This is a genomic window from Actinoallomurus sp. NBC_01490 (assembly GCF_036227085.1).
Lineage (GTDB): Bacteria > Actinomycetota > Actinomycetes > Streptosporangiales > Streptosporangiaceae > Actinoallomurus > Actinoallomurus oryzae.
Genome location: NZ_CP109433.1, coordinates 4,098,885 through 4,113,205, shown reverse-complemented (window position 1 = coordinate 4,113,205; position 14,321 = coordinate 4,098,885). Strand labels below are relative to the sequence as shown.

The 14,321-nt window shown below is 73.2% G+C and carries 13 protein-coding genes; 7 read left to right on the top strand and 6 right to left on the bottom strand.

Translation table 11 applies throughout. From position 1 onward, the window contains the following. Positions 1–8: 8 nt before the first annotated feature. Positions 9–1,178, bottom strand: coding sequence for an NAD(P)/FAD-dependent oxidoreductase (locus OG417_RS19715; protein ID WP_329257943.1), 1,170 nt, complete (start codon positions 1,176–1,178; stop codon positions 9–11). 178 nt (positions 1,179–1,356) lie between these two features. On the opposite strand from OG417_RS19715, the gene thiO reads away from it, so the two are divergent. The 5 genes from thiO to OG417_RS19690 all read left to right on the top strand — a co-directional run bounded on the left by thiO (position 1,357) and on the right by OG417_RS19690 (position 6,647). After that, on the top strand, positions 1,357–2,475 hold the full coding sequence (gene thiO / locus OG417_RS19710) for a glycine oxidase ThiO (RefSeq protein WP_329257940.1): 1,119 nt from the start codon (positions 1,357–1,359) through the stop codon (positions 2,473–2,475). Between the two features lie 179 nt (positions 2,476–2,654). Next, on the top strand, positions 2,655–2,855 hold the full coding sequence (thiS, locus tag OG417_RS19705) for a sulfur carrier protein ThiS (RefSeq protein WP_329257937.1): 201 nt from the start codon (positions 2,655–2,657) through the stop codon (positions 2,853–2,855). A 2-nt stretch (positions 2,856–2,857) separates the two neighbouring features. After that, positions 2,858–3,631 carry a thiazole synthase gene (locus tag OG417_RS19700; protein ID WP_329257933.1) on the top strand — a complete coding sequence of 258 codons (774 nt, stop codon included), beginning with the start codon at positions 2,858–2,860 and terminating at the stop codon, positions 3,629–3,631. Between the two features lie 79 nt (positions 3,632–3,710). Continuing rightward, positions 3,711–5,711, top strand: coding sequence for a Stk1 family PASTA domain-containing Ser/Thr kinase (gene pknB / locus OG417_RS19695; RefSeq protein ID WP_329257930.1), 2,001 nt, complete (start codon positions 3,711–3,713; stop codon positions 5,709–5,711). Between the two features lie 72 nt (positions 5,712–5,783). Next, the gene (locus OG417_RS19690) at positions 5,784–6,647 is read left to right on the top strand and encodes a deoxyribonuclease IV (protein ID WP_329257927.1); all 864 of its coding nucleotides are present in this window, start codon (positions 5,784–5,786) and stop codon (positions 6,645–6,647) included. Between the two features lie 267 nt (positions 6,648–6,914). Here the strand turns inward: OG417_RS19690 and OG417_RS19685 are convergent, their stop codons facing one another. From OG417_RS19685 to OG417_RS19665, 5 genes are all read right to left on the bottom strand, one after another. Then, positions 6,915–8,591 (bottom strand): sodium/solute symporter, encoded by a 1,677-nt coding sequence (locus OG417_RS19685; protein ID WP_329257924.1) that lies wholly within the window; start codon positions 8,589–8,591, stop codon positions 6,915–6,917. Positions 8,592–8,628: 37 nt separating this feature from the next. After that, positions 8,629–8,979 carry a hypothetical protein gene (locus tag OG417_RS19680; protein WP_329257921.1) on the bottom strand — a complete coding sequence of 117 codons (351 nt, stop codon included), beginning with the start codon at positions 8,977–8,979 and terminating at the stop codon, positions 8,629–8,631. Continuing rightward, on the bottom strand, positions 8,976–9,734 hold the full coding sequence (locus OG417_RS19675) for a LytR/AlgR family response regulator transcription factor (protein ID WP_329257918.1): 759 nt from the start codon (positions 9,732–9,734) through the stop codon (positions 8,976–8,978). Before OG417_RS19675 ends, OG417_RS19680 begins: the two co-directional genes overlap by 4 nt. A 62-nt stretch (positions 9,735–9,796) precedes the next feature. Then, a complete protein-coding gene (locus tag OG417_RS19670) occupies positions 9,797–10,996 on the bottom strand; it encodes a histidine kinase (protein ID WP_329257915.1) in 1,200 nt (399 codons plus the stop codon). A 111-nt stretch (positions 10,997–11,107) separates the two neighbouring features. Next, positions 11,108–11,701 (bottom strand): molybdopterin-dependent oxidoreductase, encoded by a 594-nt coding sequence (locus OG417_RS19665; protein WP_329257911.1) that lies wholly within the window; start codon positions 11,699–11,701, stop codon positions 11,108–11,110. A 255-nt stretch (positions 11,702–11,956) separates the two neighbouring features. Between OG417_RS19665 and aroF the strand changes: the two genes are divergently transcribed. Both aroF and OG417_RS19655 read left to right on the top strand, forming a co-directional pair. Next, positions 11,957–12,979, top strand: coding sequence for a 3-deoxy-7-phosphoheptulonate synthase (gene aroF, locus OG417_RS19660; protein WP_329257908.1), 1,023 nt, complete (start codon positions 11,957–11,959; stop codon positions 12,977–12,979). 373 nt (positions 12,980–13,352) lie between these two features. Next, the gene (locus OG417_RS19655; protein ID WP_329257905.1) at positions 13,353–14,264 is read left to right on the top strand and encodes an EamA family transporter; all 912 of its coding nucleotides are present in this window, start codon (positions 13,353–13,355) and stop codon (positions 14,262–14,264) included. The last annotated feature ends 57 nt before the right edge of the window (positions 14,265–14,321 follow it).

Below are 14,321 nucleotides of genomic sequence, written 5' to 3'. Positions count from 1 at the left end.
GTGAGGTATCAGCCGCGTACGGTGGCCCTGACGGGAACCTCGGGGTCGGCGAGCCGCCCGGTGTCGACCGCGGCGCCCGAGGCGATCAGCCGCCGTCCCTGCACCAGGTCGCGCGGCCGGTCGACGGTCAGGATGGCGACGAGCCGTTCGCCCGCCAGCCAGCACAGCGACCAGCGGTCGGCGTCCGGATCTCCGCGCCACACCGTCGTGTCGGCGACCGGGTGATGGCCGGCGTACTGCACCATCCGGCCGAACTGCTCGGACCAGAAGTACGGGACGGCGTCGTAGGCCCGCTCGCCGCCGAGGAGGTTCGCGGCGACGACGTCGGGGGCGTTCAGCGCCACGTCCCAGTGCTCGACGCGCAGCCGGCGGCCGAACCGGGCCGACCACCACGCGGCGCAGTCGCCGACCGCGAACACACCCGGCCGGCTCGCGCGCAGCCCCTCGTCGACGGCGACGCCGTTGTCCAGTGCCAGCCCGGAGCCCTCCAGCCAGCCCGTCTCGGGCCGTACGCCGATGCCCGTGACGACGAGGTCGGCCTCGATCGAGCCGCCTCCGGCCAGTTCGAGGCCGCCGGGCTCCACCGAGGCGGCCTTGACCCCGTGGCGCAGCTCGACCCCGGCCTCGGCGTACCAGCGCGCGGTCCGCGACCCGGCCTCGGCACCGATGGCGCCCGCGAGCGGCGCGTCCGCCGCCTCGGCGACCGTCACCCGGCAGCCGGCCGCTGCCGCGGCCGTCGCGACCTCGGCGCCGATCCAGCCCGCGCCGACGATGACCAGCCGGGCGCCGGGACGCAACGCGGCGCGGAGCGCACGGGCGTCGTCGATGGTGCGCAGCACGTGCTGCGGGCCGTCGCCGGGCAGCCGGATCGGCGTCGCGCCGGTCGCGATCACGAGCGCGTCGAACGCGAGCGGCCCCTCGGTCGTCTCCAGGTCCTCGCCCAGGGCCGTCGCGCGCCGCCCCAGGAGCGTCGTACAGCCGAGCCCGTCGAGGTCGGGGGCGACGGTCGTGTCGTCGGTCTCGCCCCGCAGCACGGCCTTCGACAGCGGCGGGCGGTCGTACGGGGCGTGCGGCTCGGCCCCCACGAGCGTGAGACCGCCCCCGTACCCCTGGGCCCGCAGGGTCTCGGCCGTCCGCAGCCCCGCCAGTCCGCCACCCACCACGATCACGCGCTCCATACGACGTAGGCTAGGGGGTGCTTCATGAGCCCCGTGTGCCCGACAGGTGCAGCGGGGCTGTGGAACGCCCCGAGAAAGATCCCCAGCGCGGGAGCCCGGCGGACCGGGCTGAGAGGGCGGCAGATGGCCGCCGACCGCTGAACCTGATCCGGGTCATGCCGGCGAAGGGAGCGCCAGAGTGGACGACGTGGTCATCATCGGCGGCGGTGTGATCGGCCTGGCGACGGCGTGGCGTTCGCTCGGACGCGGGCTGCGCGTCACGGTCGCCGACCCCGAACCGGCCGCCAAGGCCTCCTATGTCGCGGCCGGAATGCTCACCCCCGTCAGCGAGCTCACCTACGGCGAGGAGGCGCTCCTGCACCTCGGCCTCGCCTCACGCGACCGCTATCCGGCGTTCGTGGCGGAGCTGGAGGAGGTGTCCGGGCGTGACACGGGCTTCCGCGGCGACGGCACGCTCCAGGTCGCCCTCGACTCCGACGACCTCGCCGTCCTCGGCGAGCTGCGGCGCTATCAGGAGTCGCTCGGGATCCCGGCCGAGACGCTCACCGGCCGCGAGTGCCGGCGGATGGAACCCATGCTCGCGCCCTCCGTACGCGGCGGCCTGCTCGCCCCCGCGGACGGCTCCATCGACCCGCGGCGCCTGACCGCCGCGCTGCTGGCCGCCGTCGAGCGGCTCGGCGGCACGCTCGTACGCGAGCGGGTCGCGGAGGTGCTGACCGAGGACGGCCGGGCCGCGGGCGTCCGTCTCGACGGCGGCGACGTGGTCCGCGCGCACCAGGTGGTGCTCGCCGCCGGGCCGTGGAGCCAGGACGTCAAGGGAGTGCCGGACGGCGTGCTGCCGCCGGTGCGCCCGGTCAAGGGCCAGGTGGTACGCCTGCGGAGCGCGACGCCGTTCCTGGGCCGGTGCGTGCGCGGCCTCGTACGCGGCTCGTCGGTCTACCTCGTGCCGCGGGCCGACGGGGAGATCGTGGTCGGCGCCACCCAGGAGGAGATGGGCTTCGACACGACGGTCACCGCGGGCGGCGTCTGGGAGCTGCTGCGCGACGCCCGCGAGCTGCTGCCCGGCGTCACCGAGCTGGAGTTCGCCGAGGTACGCGCCGGTCTGCGGCCCGGTTCGCCGGACAACGCCCCGGTGCTCGGCGCGAGCGCGCTGCCGGGCCTGCTGCTGGCCACCGGCCACTTCCGCGGCGGCGTGCTGCTCGCGCCGGTCACCGGAGACGCCATGGCCGAGCTGCTGGCCACCGGTGCGATGCCCGAAGTGGCCCGGCCCTTCTCACCCACCCGGTTTCGGGAGTGAGCCCGCAGGAGCGAGCGGAGGCGGCGGGCGAGGGACGAGGCCGCCGGTGGAGCGAGCGAGAAGGGCGAACGACGGTGAGCACGAGTGAGCCCGCTGGAGCGAGCGGAGGCGGCGGGCGAGGGACGAGGCCGCCAGTGGAGCGAGCGAGAAGGGCGAACGACGGTGAGCACGGAGAGAGCATGAAGATCACTGTGAACGGCGCGGAGCACGAGGCGGAGGAGGGCGTGTCCGTCGCGGGCGTCGTCGCCTCCGTGACCCGGGCGTCGGCCGGCGTGGCCGTCGCCCTCAACGACCAGGTCGTCCCGCGCGGCGACTGGCCGACCACGATCGTTCGCGAGGCGGACCGCATCGAGGTGCTGACCGCCGTACAGGGAGGTTGACGATGGACGACCCGCTCGTCATCGCGGGAGAGACGTTCGGATCCCGGCTCATCATGGGGACCGGCGGCGCGCCGAGCATGAGCGTCCTGGAGGAGGCGCTGACCGCGTCCGGCACCGAGCTGACCACGGTCGCGATGCGACGCGTCGATCCCGGCTCCCGCGGCTCGGTGCTCGACGTGCTCGGCCGCTGCGGCATCCGGGTGCTGCCGAACACCGCCGGCTGCTTCACCGCGGGCGAGGCCGTGCTCACCGCCAAGCTGGCCCGCGACGCGCTGGCGACCAACTGGGTGAAGCTGGAGGTCATCGCCGACGAGCGCACGCTGCTGCCGGACCCGATCGAGCTGCTGGACGCGGCCGAGCAGCTCGTCGACGACGGGTTCGTCGTGCTGCCGTACACCAACGACGACCCGGTGCTCGCCCACCGGCTCGAGCAGGCCGGCTGCGCGGCCGTGATGCCGCTCGGCTCCCCGATCGGCTCGGGCCTGGGCATCCGCAACCCGCACAACATCGAGCTCATCGTCGAGCAGGCGCAGGTGCCGGTCGTGCTGGACGCGGGGCTGGGCACGGCCAGCGACGCGGCGCTCGCCATGGAGCTGGGCTGTGACGCGGTGCTGCTGGCGACCGCGGTCACCCGGGCGCAGTCACCCGCCCTGATGGCGTCGGCGATGCGGCACGCCGTGACCGCCGGCCGGGCGGCCCGGCTCGCCGGCCGGATCCCCAAGCGGCGGTACGCCCAGGCGTCGTCGCCGTGGCAGGGGCTGAGCTCGAGCGGTTGATCTCGATCCGGTCAAGGATCGATGCCTTCCTTCGCACCTGCGGCGAGTATCAGGTTTAAACACGAATACACTCCCCCTGATGGATACGTCGGTTGCGGACCCGCTCGTCGGGCAGGTGCTCGATGGGCGCTACCGCGTCCAGTCGCGGGTCGCCCAGGGCGGCATGGCCACGGTGTACGTCGGCCATGACACGAAGCTCGATCGCACGGTGGCCCTCAAGGTCATGCACGCGAACCTCGTCGGCGACGAGGAGTTCGTGCGGCGCTTCATCGCCGAGGCCAAGCACGCCGCGGCGCTGTCGCACCCGAGCGTGGTCGCCGTGTACGACCAGGGCACCAGCAAGGGCCACGTCTTCCTGGCGATGGAGTACGTCCCGGGGCGCACGCTCCGCGCGCTGCTGACCGAGCGCGGCCGGCTCGGACCGCGCGAGGCGCTGGAGATCATGCAGCCGGTGCTCGCGGCGCTGGGCGCCGCGCACCGCGCCGGTGTGATCCACCGTGACGTCAAGCCGGAGAACGTCCTGCTCAACGCCGACGGACGCATCAAGGTGGCCGACTTCGGCCTCGCCCGCGCGGAGTCGGCGAGCAAGCAGACCAAGACCGGCATGCTCATCGGCACCGTCGGCTACCTCGCCCCCGAGCAGGTCATCTCCGGCGACGCCGACACCCGCACCGACGTCTACGCCGCCGGCATCATGCTGTTCGAGCTGCTGACCGGCCGCCAGCCGCATCAGGGCGGCACGCCGCTGTCCGTGGCGTACAAGCACGTCAACGAGGCGGTGCCACTGCCGTCGAGCGTGGTGCCGGGCCTGCCGCCGCAGATCGACGCCCTCGTGGCCAGCGCGACCAACCGCGATCCGGCGCGGCGGCCCTCCGACGCGGTCCACTTCCACGCCGCGGCCGGCGAGGTCTACCGCACCCTGCCCCGCGACATCGACGAGACCCTCGCGGGTGTGAGCCCGGTCACCGCGCCCATGCCCGACCCGTCGGCGGTCTCCTCCTCCCCGGAGGGTTCGACGCAGGCGCTCCCGGCGCCGGCCGGTGCCGGGACGCAGATGCTCGGCTCCGGCACCCAGATGCTGGGGCCGCACACGATGGCGATCCCCCGGGACGAGCACACGCAGCCGGACCCCGGACCGCCGCCGCCCGCGGGGCTGCGGAACCGCCTCCTGCGCCCGCCCGGCCTGTACGGGGTCATCGCCGCCGCCGTCGTGGTGGTGGTGCTCCTCGGCGGCGTGGTGTGGAGCGTGACGCTCGGCAACACCGAACGGGTTCCCAAGCTCGTCGGCCTCTCCGAGGAGCAGGCGCGCGTCGAGGCCGCCAAACTCGGCCTGAAGGTCAAGCGCGGCGACTCCCGCTACGACCAGAAGATCCCCAAGGACAGGGTCGTCGACGTCCAGCCGAAGGTCGGCACCGAGGTCAAGAAGGGCACCCTGCTCACGCTGGTGTTCTCCAAGGGCAAGAAGCCCGTGGACATCCCGGACGTGCACAACATGCCGCTCGACCAGGCCAAACAGCGGCTGCAGAGCGTCGGCCTGCAGCCCGGTGACCAGGTGCAGCAGGACAGCACCACGATCCCGCGCGGCTATGTCATCAAGACCAGGCCGGCCGCCGGCACGTCCCAGAACCCGGACGATCCGGTCACGCTGGTGGTCAGCAGCGGCATCAAGATGCCCAACCTCGTCAACATGCGCCGCGACCAGGCCAACGCCGCCCTGACCAAACTGGGCCTGAACGTCCAGTGGCAGGAGCAGGACCCGGCCCCGAACCAGCCGGAGAACATCGTCGTCGGCCAGAACCCTCCACCGGGCCAGCAGGTCAACCGCGGCGACTCAGTGCAGGTGACGGTGACCAAGGGCCAGTGCCAGTGGTGGAACCCGTTCTGCAAGGACAACGACGGCGGCCAGGGAGCGGTGCCCCAGGTGACGGGCCAGCCGATCGCGGTCGCGCGGCAGCTCCTGCGCCAGAACGGCTTTCAGGTGAAGGTCAGCAAGGGCGGCGGCCGTGACATCGTCACCGGCCAGAACCCTCCGGCCGGCACCCCGCAGCCCCACGGCGCCACCATCACCATCTGGCACTGAGGGCCCGTCCCGAGCGATTCCGGCGCGGCCCGCCGCGAGCGGGCCCGCCGCACCCACTAGGCTGGCGCGGCTATGACTGCCCAGCTGACCAGCCCCATCGGGGCACACGTGCCGGTGGCCGGCGGCCTGGCCACCGGCGGGCTGCGTTACGCAGCGCAGATCGGCGCCGAGACCATCCAGGTCTTCGTCAGCAACCCGCGCGGATGGGCGCTGGCGGCCGGCAAGGAGGCCGAGGACCGCAAACTGCGGGAGCACGGCGAGCGGACCGGAATGCCGGTGTTCGTGCACTCCCCGTACCTGATCAACGTCGGGTCGCCGAACCCGCAGACGGTCGCCGGTTCGGTGGCCTCGATCCGGCACTCGCTCGTGCGAGGGGCCGCGATCGGCGCCCGCGGCGTCGTCGTGCACACCGGGTCGGCGGTCTCCCAGCCGCGTGAGGCCGCCGTGCGCCAGCTGCGCGAGCACCTGCTGCCGCTCCTCGACGAGATCCCGCCGGACGGCCCCGACCTGCTGTTCGAGCCGATGGCCGGGCAGGGCGCGATGCTGTGCGCGACCGTCCAGGACCTCGGCCCGTACCTGGACACCGTGGACCGCCACCCGCGTGCCGGGGTGTGCCTGGACACCTGCCACGCGTTCGCGGCGGGCCACGACCTGGCCGCCCCGGGCGGCGTCGCCGCGACGCTGGACGCGCTCGCCATGACCGTCGGCGCCGACCGGCTCAAGCTCATCCACGCGAACGACTCCAAGGACGGCTGCGGCTCGGCCAAGGACCGGCACGAGAACATCGGCAAGGGCCGCATCGGGGCCGAGCCGTTCGCCGAGCTGTTCCGCCACCCGGTGAGCCGGGGCGTGCCGCTGGTGATCGAGACTCCGGGCCGCAGCCCCGAACCCCACCGCGCGGACGTGGAGACCCTGAAGGCCCTGCGCGACCGCTGAACTCCCCCGCGACGAAAAAAGGCCTGGGTGCCGCTGAACAACCCCCCGACCGTTCAGCAGCACCCAGGCGCCGCCGCCTGGCCTCCACCCCCCCGAGTCGGAGCCTGGCGGCCGTCCCGAGAACGTTGCTGTGCCGAAACACTAGGGTCCGCGGGTGCCGCGGCGAAACCCATAAAGCCCTTGCCTCGGTAAACGGTCCGTAGTCATCGGTATGCGTTCCGTAACGGCGGTCCGAGCGGTCGCTCACGCGCGACGAACGGCGGGGTTTCACCCGTGCTCCTCCGGGACGTGCATGCGGACCATCGCCCGGTCCGTGTGGGCCGGAACGGTCGCGCGCGTCAGCAGGGAGACGCCGATCATCACGGCGAAGCCGAGCGGCACCGTGACGAGCGCCGGCTGCTCGATGAGCATGCCGAGCCAGCCGGCGCGCTGGCCGCCGAGGATCCGCGTGAGGCCGGCCGCGGTGGCCGGTCCGCCGCCCGCGACCACGCCCGCGACCGCGCCCGCCGGGGTGAGCCGCGACCACCAGACGCCCAGGACCAGCAGCGGGCACAGCGACGACGCCGCGACGGCGAAGGCGAGGGTGATCAGCGCCATCGACTGCGGTACGCACGTCAGCGTCACAAGGAGGAGCGGGACCGCCATGGTGATCAACGCGGACCGCCGGAAGCCGCTCGCGCCGCCGCCGAAGTTGCCGGCGATGCTGCCGGAGACCGCGACGACGACCCCGCAGGAGGTGGAGGCGAACGCCGCGAACGCCCCGGTGGCGACGAGGATGGTCAGCAGGTCTCCCGAAAGGCCCGGCAGCATCCGGTGGGGCAGCATCAGGAGCGTCGCGTCGGTCTCGCCGGTCATCAGCAACTCGGGCGTGTAGAGCCGGCCGAGGGTGCCGAACAGCGCCGGGAACAGGTAGAAGGCGGCCAGCATCAGCACCACGAGGTTCGCCGTACGGCGCGCGGACCGCCCGCCGGCGTTGGAGTAGAAGCGCACGACGAGGTGCGGCAGGCCCATGGTGCCGAGCAGGACGCTGAGCAGCACGGAGTACGTCGCGGCCAGCGGGTGGTTGCGCCCGCCCGAGAACGGTGTCGCCCACCGGTCACCGCGCAGGAGCGCCAGCCGGTCGGTGCGCGGCACCGCGGCGCCGGCCGGGAAGCGCAAGCGCGCTCCGGCCCGTACGCGATGCGGCCCGGTGTCCAGCCGGACGGGCTCACCGTCGTAGCGCCGCCCGTCGAGGACGCCACGGACGGTGACGACGGCGGGCGCGGTGATCCGCATCCCCGCGCTCGTGCCGGCCGTGACCGTCGTCGGCCGGTGGAAGTACGGCGCGCGCGCCGCGTCGGCGTCGTTCTGCAGCCGCCAGACGGCCAGGAAGATCAGCCCCGGCACGACCACCGCGATGAGCTTGAGCCAGAACTGGACGGCCTGCATGCCGGTGATGCTGCGCATGCCGCCGGGCAGGACCACCGCGCCCACCGCGAGGACGACGGCCATCCAGCCGGTCCACACGGGCAGCCCGCTTATTACCGACAGTGTTACGCCGGCCCCCTGAAACTGCGGAAGGAGGTAGAACCAGCCGATGACGACGACGCAGGTGCTGACGGCGTGCCGGACCGTACGCGATCCGAGCCGCCAGGCCGCGAAGTCCGACAGCGTGTACGCGCCCGAGCGGCGGAGGGGGGCCGTGACGAGTGTGAGCAGCACCACGTGGCCGGCGGCGGCGCCGATCGGCAGCCACAGCATGTCCGCGCCGTACGCGAGCACGAGGCCGGCCATGCCCAGGAAGGCCGCGGCGGAGATGTACTCCCCGCTGATCGCCGAGGCGTTCCACCACGGCGAGACCTCGCGCGAGGCGGAGTACAGGTCGGAGGCGTGGGCGGGCCGCGTACGCGCGGAGACGCCCAGGAGAGAGGCGATGAGCAGCGCGAGCGCCACCACCGTGATCATGAATGCTCCTCACCTGCTTCCGGCACCGAGGTGGGGGTCACTCGGGCCGTGCCGGTTCGGTGAAGGCGCGCTCGGCGCGCTCGGCGAGACGTACGTGGCGATGCGCGGCGACCACCCAGACGGGCTGGACGCCACCGCAGAGGATCAGCCAGGGCAGCCGGACGCCCAGCAGCCGCACGTGGGACAGGCCCGGGGCGCAGGCGAACAACATCGGCAGGCCGGCGAGGAGAAGAAAGATGATCGTGAGGGTTGCGAGGGCGAGCCGGGCCTGCGCGCGGATCAGGGATCTGACCCGTGCCGCGCCCGGCTCCGCGTGTTCGTCGGGGGGTCTTCGGCGGGGGCCACGTCTGCGGGCCCCGGGAACGGTGACGGTGACGCGTTCGGTCATCTCGGGCCGCGGGCCTCCTGCCGGAATCTGCGGACGAGCAGGTCACGGACCTCGCGGGTGTGTCGCCGGCTGACGAGCAGCGGGCGCTCACCGACCTGCAGGACCGCGCGGCCGTCGTCGAATCGCAGCTCGCTGATGTGTGCCGTGGAGACGAGCGTCTTGCGGTGGATGCGGATGAATCCGACCGGCCTCCACCGCTCGGCGAGCGCGGCGAGCGGAACCCGGATGAGGTAGCTGCCGTCGAAGGTGTGCAGCCGTACGTAGTCGCCGTGCGCCTCGGCGTGGGTGACGGCGGCGAGCGGGATCATCCGCGTGCGGCCGGCGAGCTCGACCGGGATCATCTCGTCGGCCTCGGGCTCCTCGACGGCGGCGTCGCGGCGAACGGTCTGCTCGACGCGCCGAACGGCCTCGCTGAGGCGGCCGGGATCGACCGGCTTGAGGAGGTAGTCGACCGCGCCGAGCTCGAACGCGGTCACCGCGAACTCCTCGTGGGCGGTGACGAAGACGACGGCGGGCGGGTCGGCGAAGCCGGTGACGAGCCGGGTGAAGTCGAGCCCGTCGAGGCCCGGCATGCGGATGTCGAGGAACACCGCGTCGAGCCGGTCGCCCTCGGACACCATGCGGCCGAGGTCGCGCAGCGCCTCCGCGGCGTCGGCCGCCGGCTGGACGGCCTGGACGCGCGGATGCCGGCGGAGGAGGTAGGTGAGCTCCTCGAGGGCCGGAGCCTCGTCGTCTGCGGCGAGCACGCGCAACATGGCAGGAGACTGCCCCCTTTACTCTCCGTGTGCAATAGATTTCATGGAGTAAGACGCGACTCTTACCCTGCGGACAGATCTGTGTGACATTTGGGCACGCGGAGGCTGACCTTCATGCCCGCACCGATCGCGGTCTCGATGACCAGGCCGTACTCCTCGCCGTAGACCTGGCGCAGCCGGTCGTCCACGTTGAGCAGGCCGATGCCGCGCGCCGTGCCGCCGTCGTCGCCCGATTCGAGCAGGGCCCGCAGCTTGTCGGGGTCCATGCCGACCCCGTCGTCCTCGATGCTGATCGCGGCCTCGGCCCCGGCGTCGCGGGCCACGATGCGCACGTGGAACCGCTGCATGCCGCACTCCATGCCGTGGCGGATGGCGTTCTCGACCAGCGGCTGCAGCGACAGGAACGGCACGGCGACGGGCAGCACCTCGGGCGCGATCTCGACGCTGAACCGCAGGCGCTCCTCGCCGAACCGCGCGCGCTCGAGCAGCAGGTAACGGTCGATCGAGCGGAGCTCCTCGGCCAGGGTGGTGAAGTCGCGCGGGTTGCGGAACGAGTAACGGGCGAAGTCGGCGAAGTCGAGCACCAGCTCGCGGGCGCGCTCGGGGTCGGTGCGCACGAACGAGGCGATCGTGGTCAGCGAGTTGTAGACGAAGTGCGGAGAGATCTGCGCGCGCAGCGCGCGCATCTCGGCCTCCATCAGCCGCGCCTTGGAGGAGTCGAGCTCGGCGAGCTCGAGCTGTCCGGACATCCAGCGGGCCACCTCGCCCAGGATGCGCAGCCGGTGGAACCGCGCGCGCTCGGCGTACGCCGCGAGGGCGCCCGCGACCCGGCCGTCGATGGTCAGCGGGGCGATCATGGCGACCCGGACCTGGCAGTGCGGGTCGCCGCAGGGGTCGAGCTCCCGGACGATCACCCGTGACCGGCCGGAGGTCAGGACGGGCTCGGCGAGGCGGAGCGTGGAGTCGGAGTGGGCGATGCCGCCCTCCCAGACGAGGAGCCGTTCGGTGTCGGTGACCGCGACGACCGGGACGCCGAGCAGGTCCCGCAGGTGGCGTACGGCCTTGCGGGCGGAGTCCTCGGTCAGCCCGGCCCGCAGCGACGTGGAGGCGACCGAGACGGTGTGCAGCGCGGCGAAGGTCGCCTCGTCGGCCAAGGCGCCCCTGCCCGTGCGCTGCCGCATCGCGCACAGCGACCAGCCGGCGGCGCCCACGGTGAGGGCGGCCGCCACGGCGATCAGCGCGTCGGCGGAACTCAGCAGCATGACAGCAGACGGTAATACGGTGGTCACGAAACGCGTGGGGCTTTGCCCGTAAGCGGTCTGACTCCGCCCGCTCGGCCGCCCGCTCGGAGGGCGGGGGTTCCGGGTCGCGTGTCAGGCCGGCGGGGTCTCCTCCTGGTAGGAGTAGCGCTGCTCGAGCCAGGGGTCGGCGAGGTTGTGGTAGCCGCGCTCCTCCCAGAACCCGCGCCGGTCCGCGACCAGGTACTCGATCGCGCGGAGCCACTTGACGCTCTTCCAGCCGTACAGGTGCGGGACGACCATGCGGAGCGGCGCGCCGTGCTCGGGAGTGAGGGGCTCACCGTCGCGGTGGGTGGCCAGCAGGGACGTGTCGGCGAGGAAGTCCGACATCCGCAGGTTCGCGCTGTAGCCGTACTCGGCCCAGACCATCACGTGGGTGGCGTCGTCCGCGGGCGGGGCGAGCGCGGCCAGCGTCGTCGCGCGGATGCCCTCCCAGACGACACCAGGGATGGAGAACTTGGTGACGCAGTGGAAGTCGGCCGTGACCCGCTCCCGTGCCATCGCCGCCACCTCGGGCCAGGTCCAGCGGCTCTCCTGCCCGGAGGCGGTCGCGCCCTGCACCCGCAGGTCCCAGCGCTCAGGGCGGAACTTCGGCACCGGCCCGTAGTGCAGGACCGGCCAGTCACGCGGAACGTGCTGCCCCGGCGGGAGCGGCGTGTCAGCCGCCATCGTGTGTCTTCCGCCCGCACTTCCTCATCGCCCGCCATCCTGCCATTCGCCCCGAGACGCGCTACGCGGACCCCTCCCGCACGGGCATGCCCCGCGATGGGCTACTGTTCCGGTGTGAGCAACGTCTTCTTTAGCTATGGCGGGCCCGGGTCACGGGCGGCTGCCAGGAAGACGCTGCGCTAAAAGGCAACCGCTGACGAATGCCCCGGGCCATCAGGCCCGGGGCATTCGTCGTTTCTGGGAAGAGGGAACAGCATGGTCGTCGTCATGGCCGCCGAGGCCGAGGAGGCCGATGTCCAGGCCGTCGTCGAACGCGTCGAGTCGGCGGGCGCCGACGCGTTCGTCAGCCGGGGCGTGAACCGCACGATCGTCGGATTGGTCGGCGACGTGGAGCAGCTCGGCACGTTGAACCTGCGCGGGATGCGCGGGGTCGCCGACGTCGTGCGGATCTCGGTGCCGTACAAGCTGGTCAGCCGGGAGAACCACCCGGACCGCTCGGTCGTACGGGTCGGGGGCGTGCCGATCGGGCCAGGGACCATGACGCTGATCGCCGGGCCGTGCGCGGTGGAAACGCCGGAGCAGACCCTCGCCGCGGCGCAGATGGCGCAGGCCGCCGGCGCGACGTTGCTGCGTGGCGGGGCGTTCAAGCCGCGGACCTCGCCGTACGCGTTCCAGGGCCTGGGCGAGAAGGGCCTGCGGATCCTGGCCGAGGTACGGAAGGAGACGGGCATGCCGATCGTCACGGAGGTGGTGGACGCCCACGACGTCGAGCTGGTCTCCTCCTACGCGGACATGTTGCAGGTCGGCACGCGCAACATGCAGAACTTCGCGCTGCTGCAGGCGGTCGGCGGCGCGGGCAGGCCGGTGATGCTCAAGCGCGGCTTCAACGCGACGATCGAAGAGTGGCTGATGGCGGCGGAGTACGTCGCGCAGCGGGGCAACCTGGACATCGTCCTGTGCGAGCGCGGCATCCGGACGTTCGAGAAGGCCACGCGGAACACGCTGGACATCTCCGCGGTCCCGGTCGCCCAGCGGCTGTCGCACCTGCCCGTCATCATCGACCCGTCGCACTCGGGCGGGCGGCGGGACCTGGTCCTGCCGCTGACCCGCGCGGCGATCGCCGTGGGCGCCGACGGCGTGATCATCGACGTGCACCCCCACCCGGAACAGGCGCTGTGCGACGGCCCGCAGGCGCTCGTCAACGGCGACCTGCGCGAACTGGCCAAGACCGTCCGCGACCTCCCCCCGCTGGTGGGCCGCACCCTCGCCACCGCGTGAACCGGGCCGGGGAGGCCGCCCCGCCGGTCACGGGGCCGCCTCCCCGGCCCCGGACGACGCCGGGCGGGCGGTGCACCCGCGGGGACGCCGGGTGCCTGCCCGCGCGGACGTCGCCGGGCACGGGCGCGCCGGCGGAGGACCGGCGCGCCCGGCCGGAACCCCGCCGGTGACGGCCCCGCTTCGACCGGCGTGTCATGGGCGGGCTAGGCTCTCCGGTCATGGCGTACTTCACCGCTCAGCTCGGACCGCCCCGGCTCTGACCGGGGCCGCCCCTTCCCCACGCCCGGCGCACCGCCCGGCGTGGTCGTGAACGTGTTCAGGCGCGTCCCCGGATCCGGTGTTCATCATCCGGTTCGAGCCTGGAGTCTCTCTCGTGACCAGTACGTCCCTCAGTACCACCACGCCCGTACGCCGGTTCGGCGGCGCGGCCGACATCGTCCTCGCCGCCGCTCTCTGGGGCACCACCGGCACCGTTCGCAGCTTCACGCACGCGGGTCCGGTCGTCGTGGGCGCCGCCCGGCTGCTCATCGGCGGGGCCTTCCTCTTCGTCCTCGCCGTGCGCTCCGGCGGCCTGCGGCCGCTGATCGCCGCCGGCCGCCGCACCCGGCTGATCCTCTTCCTCGGCGCCGCCCTCGCCGCGATCTACCAGGTGGCGTTCTTCAGTTCCGTCGCCCGTACGGGTGTCGCCACCGGCACGGTCGTCACGATCGGCAGCGGGCCGGTGTTCGCGGGGCTGCTCACCCTGGCCCTGCGGATGGGCACGCCGAGCCGCCGCTGGCTGCTGTCCACCGTCGGCGCGGTGGCCGGATGCACCGCGCTGACCGTCGGCGGCCGGTCCGCCGGGGTCGAGCCGGTCGGCATCGCCCTCGCCCTGCTGTCGGGCTTCGGGTACGCCGCGTACGCCACCGCGGCGTCCGCGCTGATCACGCGCGGGGAGGAGGACCGGGCGGTGACCGGCGTCCTGTTCGCCGGCGCCGGCGTCCTGCTGCTGCCCGTGCTCCTGTTCGAGGGTGCCGGCTGGCTCTTCACCGCACGCGGCGGCCCGGCCGCGCTCTACCTCGGCCTGGTCACCACAGGGGTCGGCTACGTCCTGTACGGCCGCGGGCTGCGCACCACACCGGTCGCCACGGCGACGACGCTCACCCTGGCCGAACCCGCCGTCGCGGCGGTGCTCGGCCTGTTCGTGCTGGGTGAGCATCTGGCCGGGGTCGCCCTGGCCGGCCTGGCCCTGCTGGTGGTCAGCCTGCTGATCCTCGCGCTGCCGGAGGGCCGGCCGAGGCGATGACCGTCGGCGGGCGGGGGCTCCGGCCCCCGCCCGCCGGCTCGCCTGCTCTGGCGCGCG

Excerpts from the sequence above, each read along its gene's own strand:
- thiS (WP_329257937.1), top strand. The coding sequence starts at position 2,655 with ATGAAGATCACTGTGAACGGCGCGGAGCACGAGGCGGAGGAGGGCGTG.
- OG417_RS19700 (WP_329257933.1), top strand. The coding sequence starts at position 2,858 with ATGGACGACCCGCTCGTCATCGCGGGAGAGACGTTCGGATCCCGGCTC.
- OG417_RS19715 (WP_329257943.1), bottom strand. The coding sequence starts at position 1,178 with ATGGAGCGCGTGATCGTGGTGGGTGGCGGACTGGCGGGGCTGCGGACG.
- pknB (WP_329257930.1), top strand. The coding sequence starts at position 3,711 with ATGGATACGTCGGTTGCGGACCCGCTCGTCGGGCAGGTGCTCGATGGG.
- OG417_RS19680 (WP_329257921.1), bottom strand. The coding sequence starts at position 8,979 with ATGACCGAACGCGTCACCGTCACCGTTCCCGGGGCCCGCAGACGTGGC.
- OG417_RS19690 (WP_329257927.1), top strand. The coding sequence starts at position 5,784 with ATGACTGCCCAGCTGACCAGCCCCATCGGGGCACACGTGCCGGTGGCC.
- aroF (WP_329257908.1), top strand. The coding sequence starts at position 11,957 with ATGGTCGTCGTCATGGCCGCCGAGGCCGAGGAGGCCGATGTCCAGGCC.
- OG417_RS19675 (WP_329257918.1), bottom strand. The coding sequence starts at position 9,734 with ATGTTGCGCGTGCTCGCCGCAGACGACGAGGCTCCGGCCCTCGAGGAG.
- OG417_RS19685 (WP_329257924.1), bottom strand. The coding sequence starts at position 8,591 with ATGATCACGGTGGTGGCGCTCGCGCTGCTCATCGCCTCTCTCCTGGGC.
- OG417_RS19670 (WP_329257915.1), bottom strand. The coding sequence starts at position 10,996 with ATGCTGCTGAGTTCCGCCGACGCGCTGATCGCCGTGGCGGCCGCCCTC.
- OG417_RS19665 (WP_329257911.1), bottom strand. The coding sequence starts at position 11,701 with ATGGCGGCTGACACGCCGCTCCCGCCGGGGCAGCACGTTCCGCGTGAC.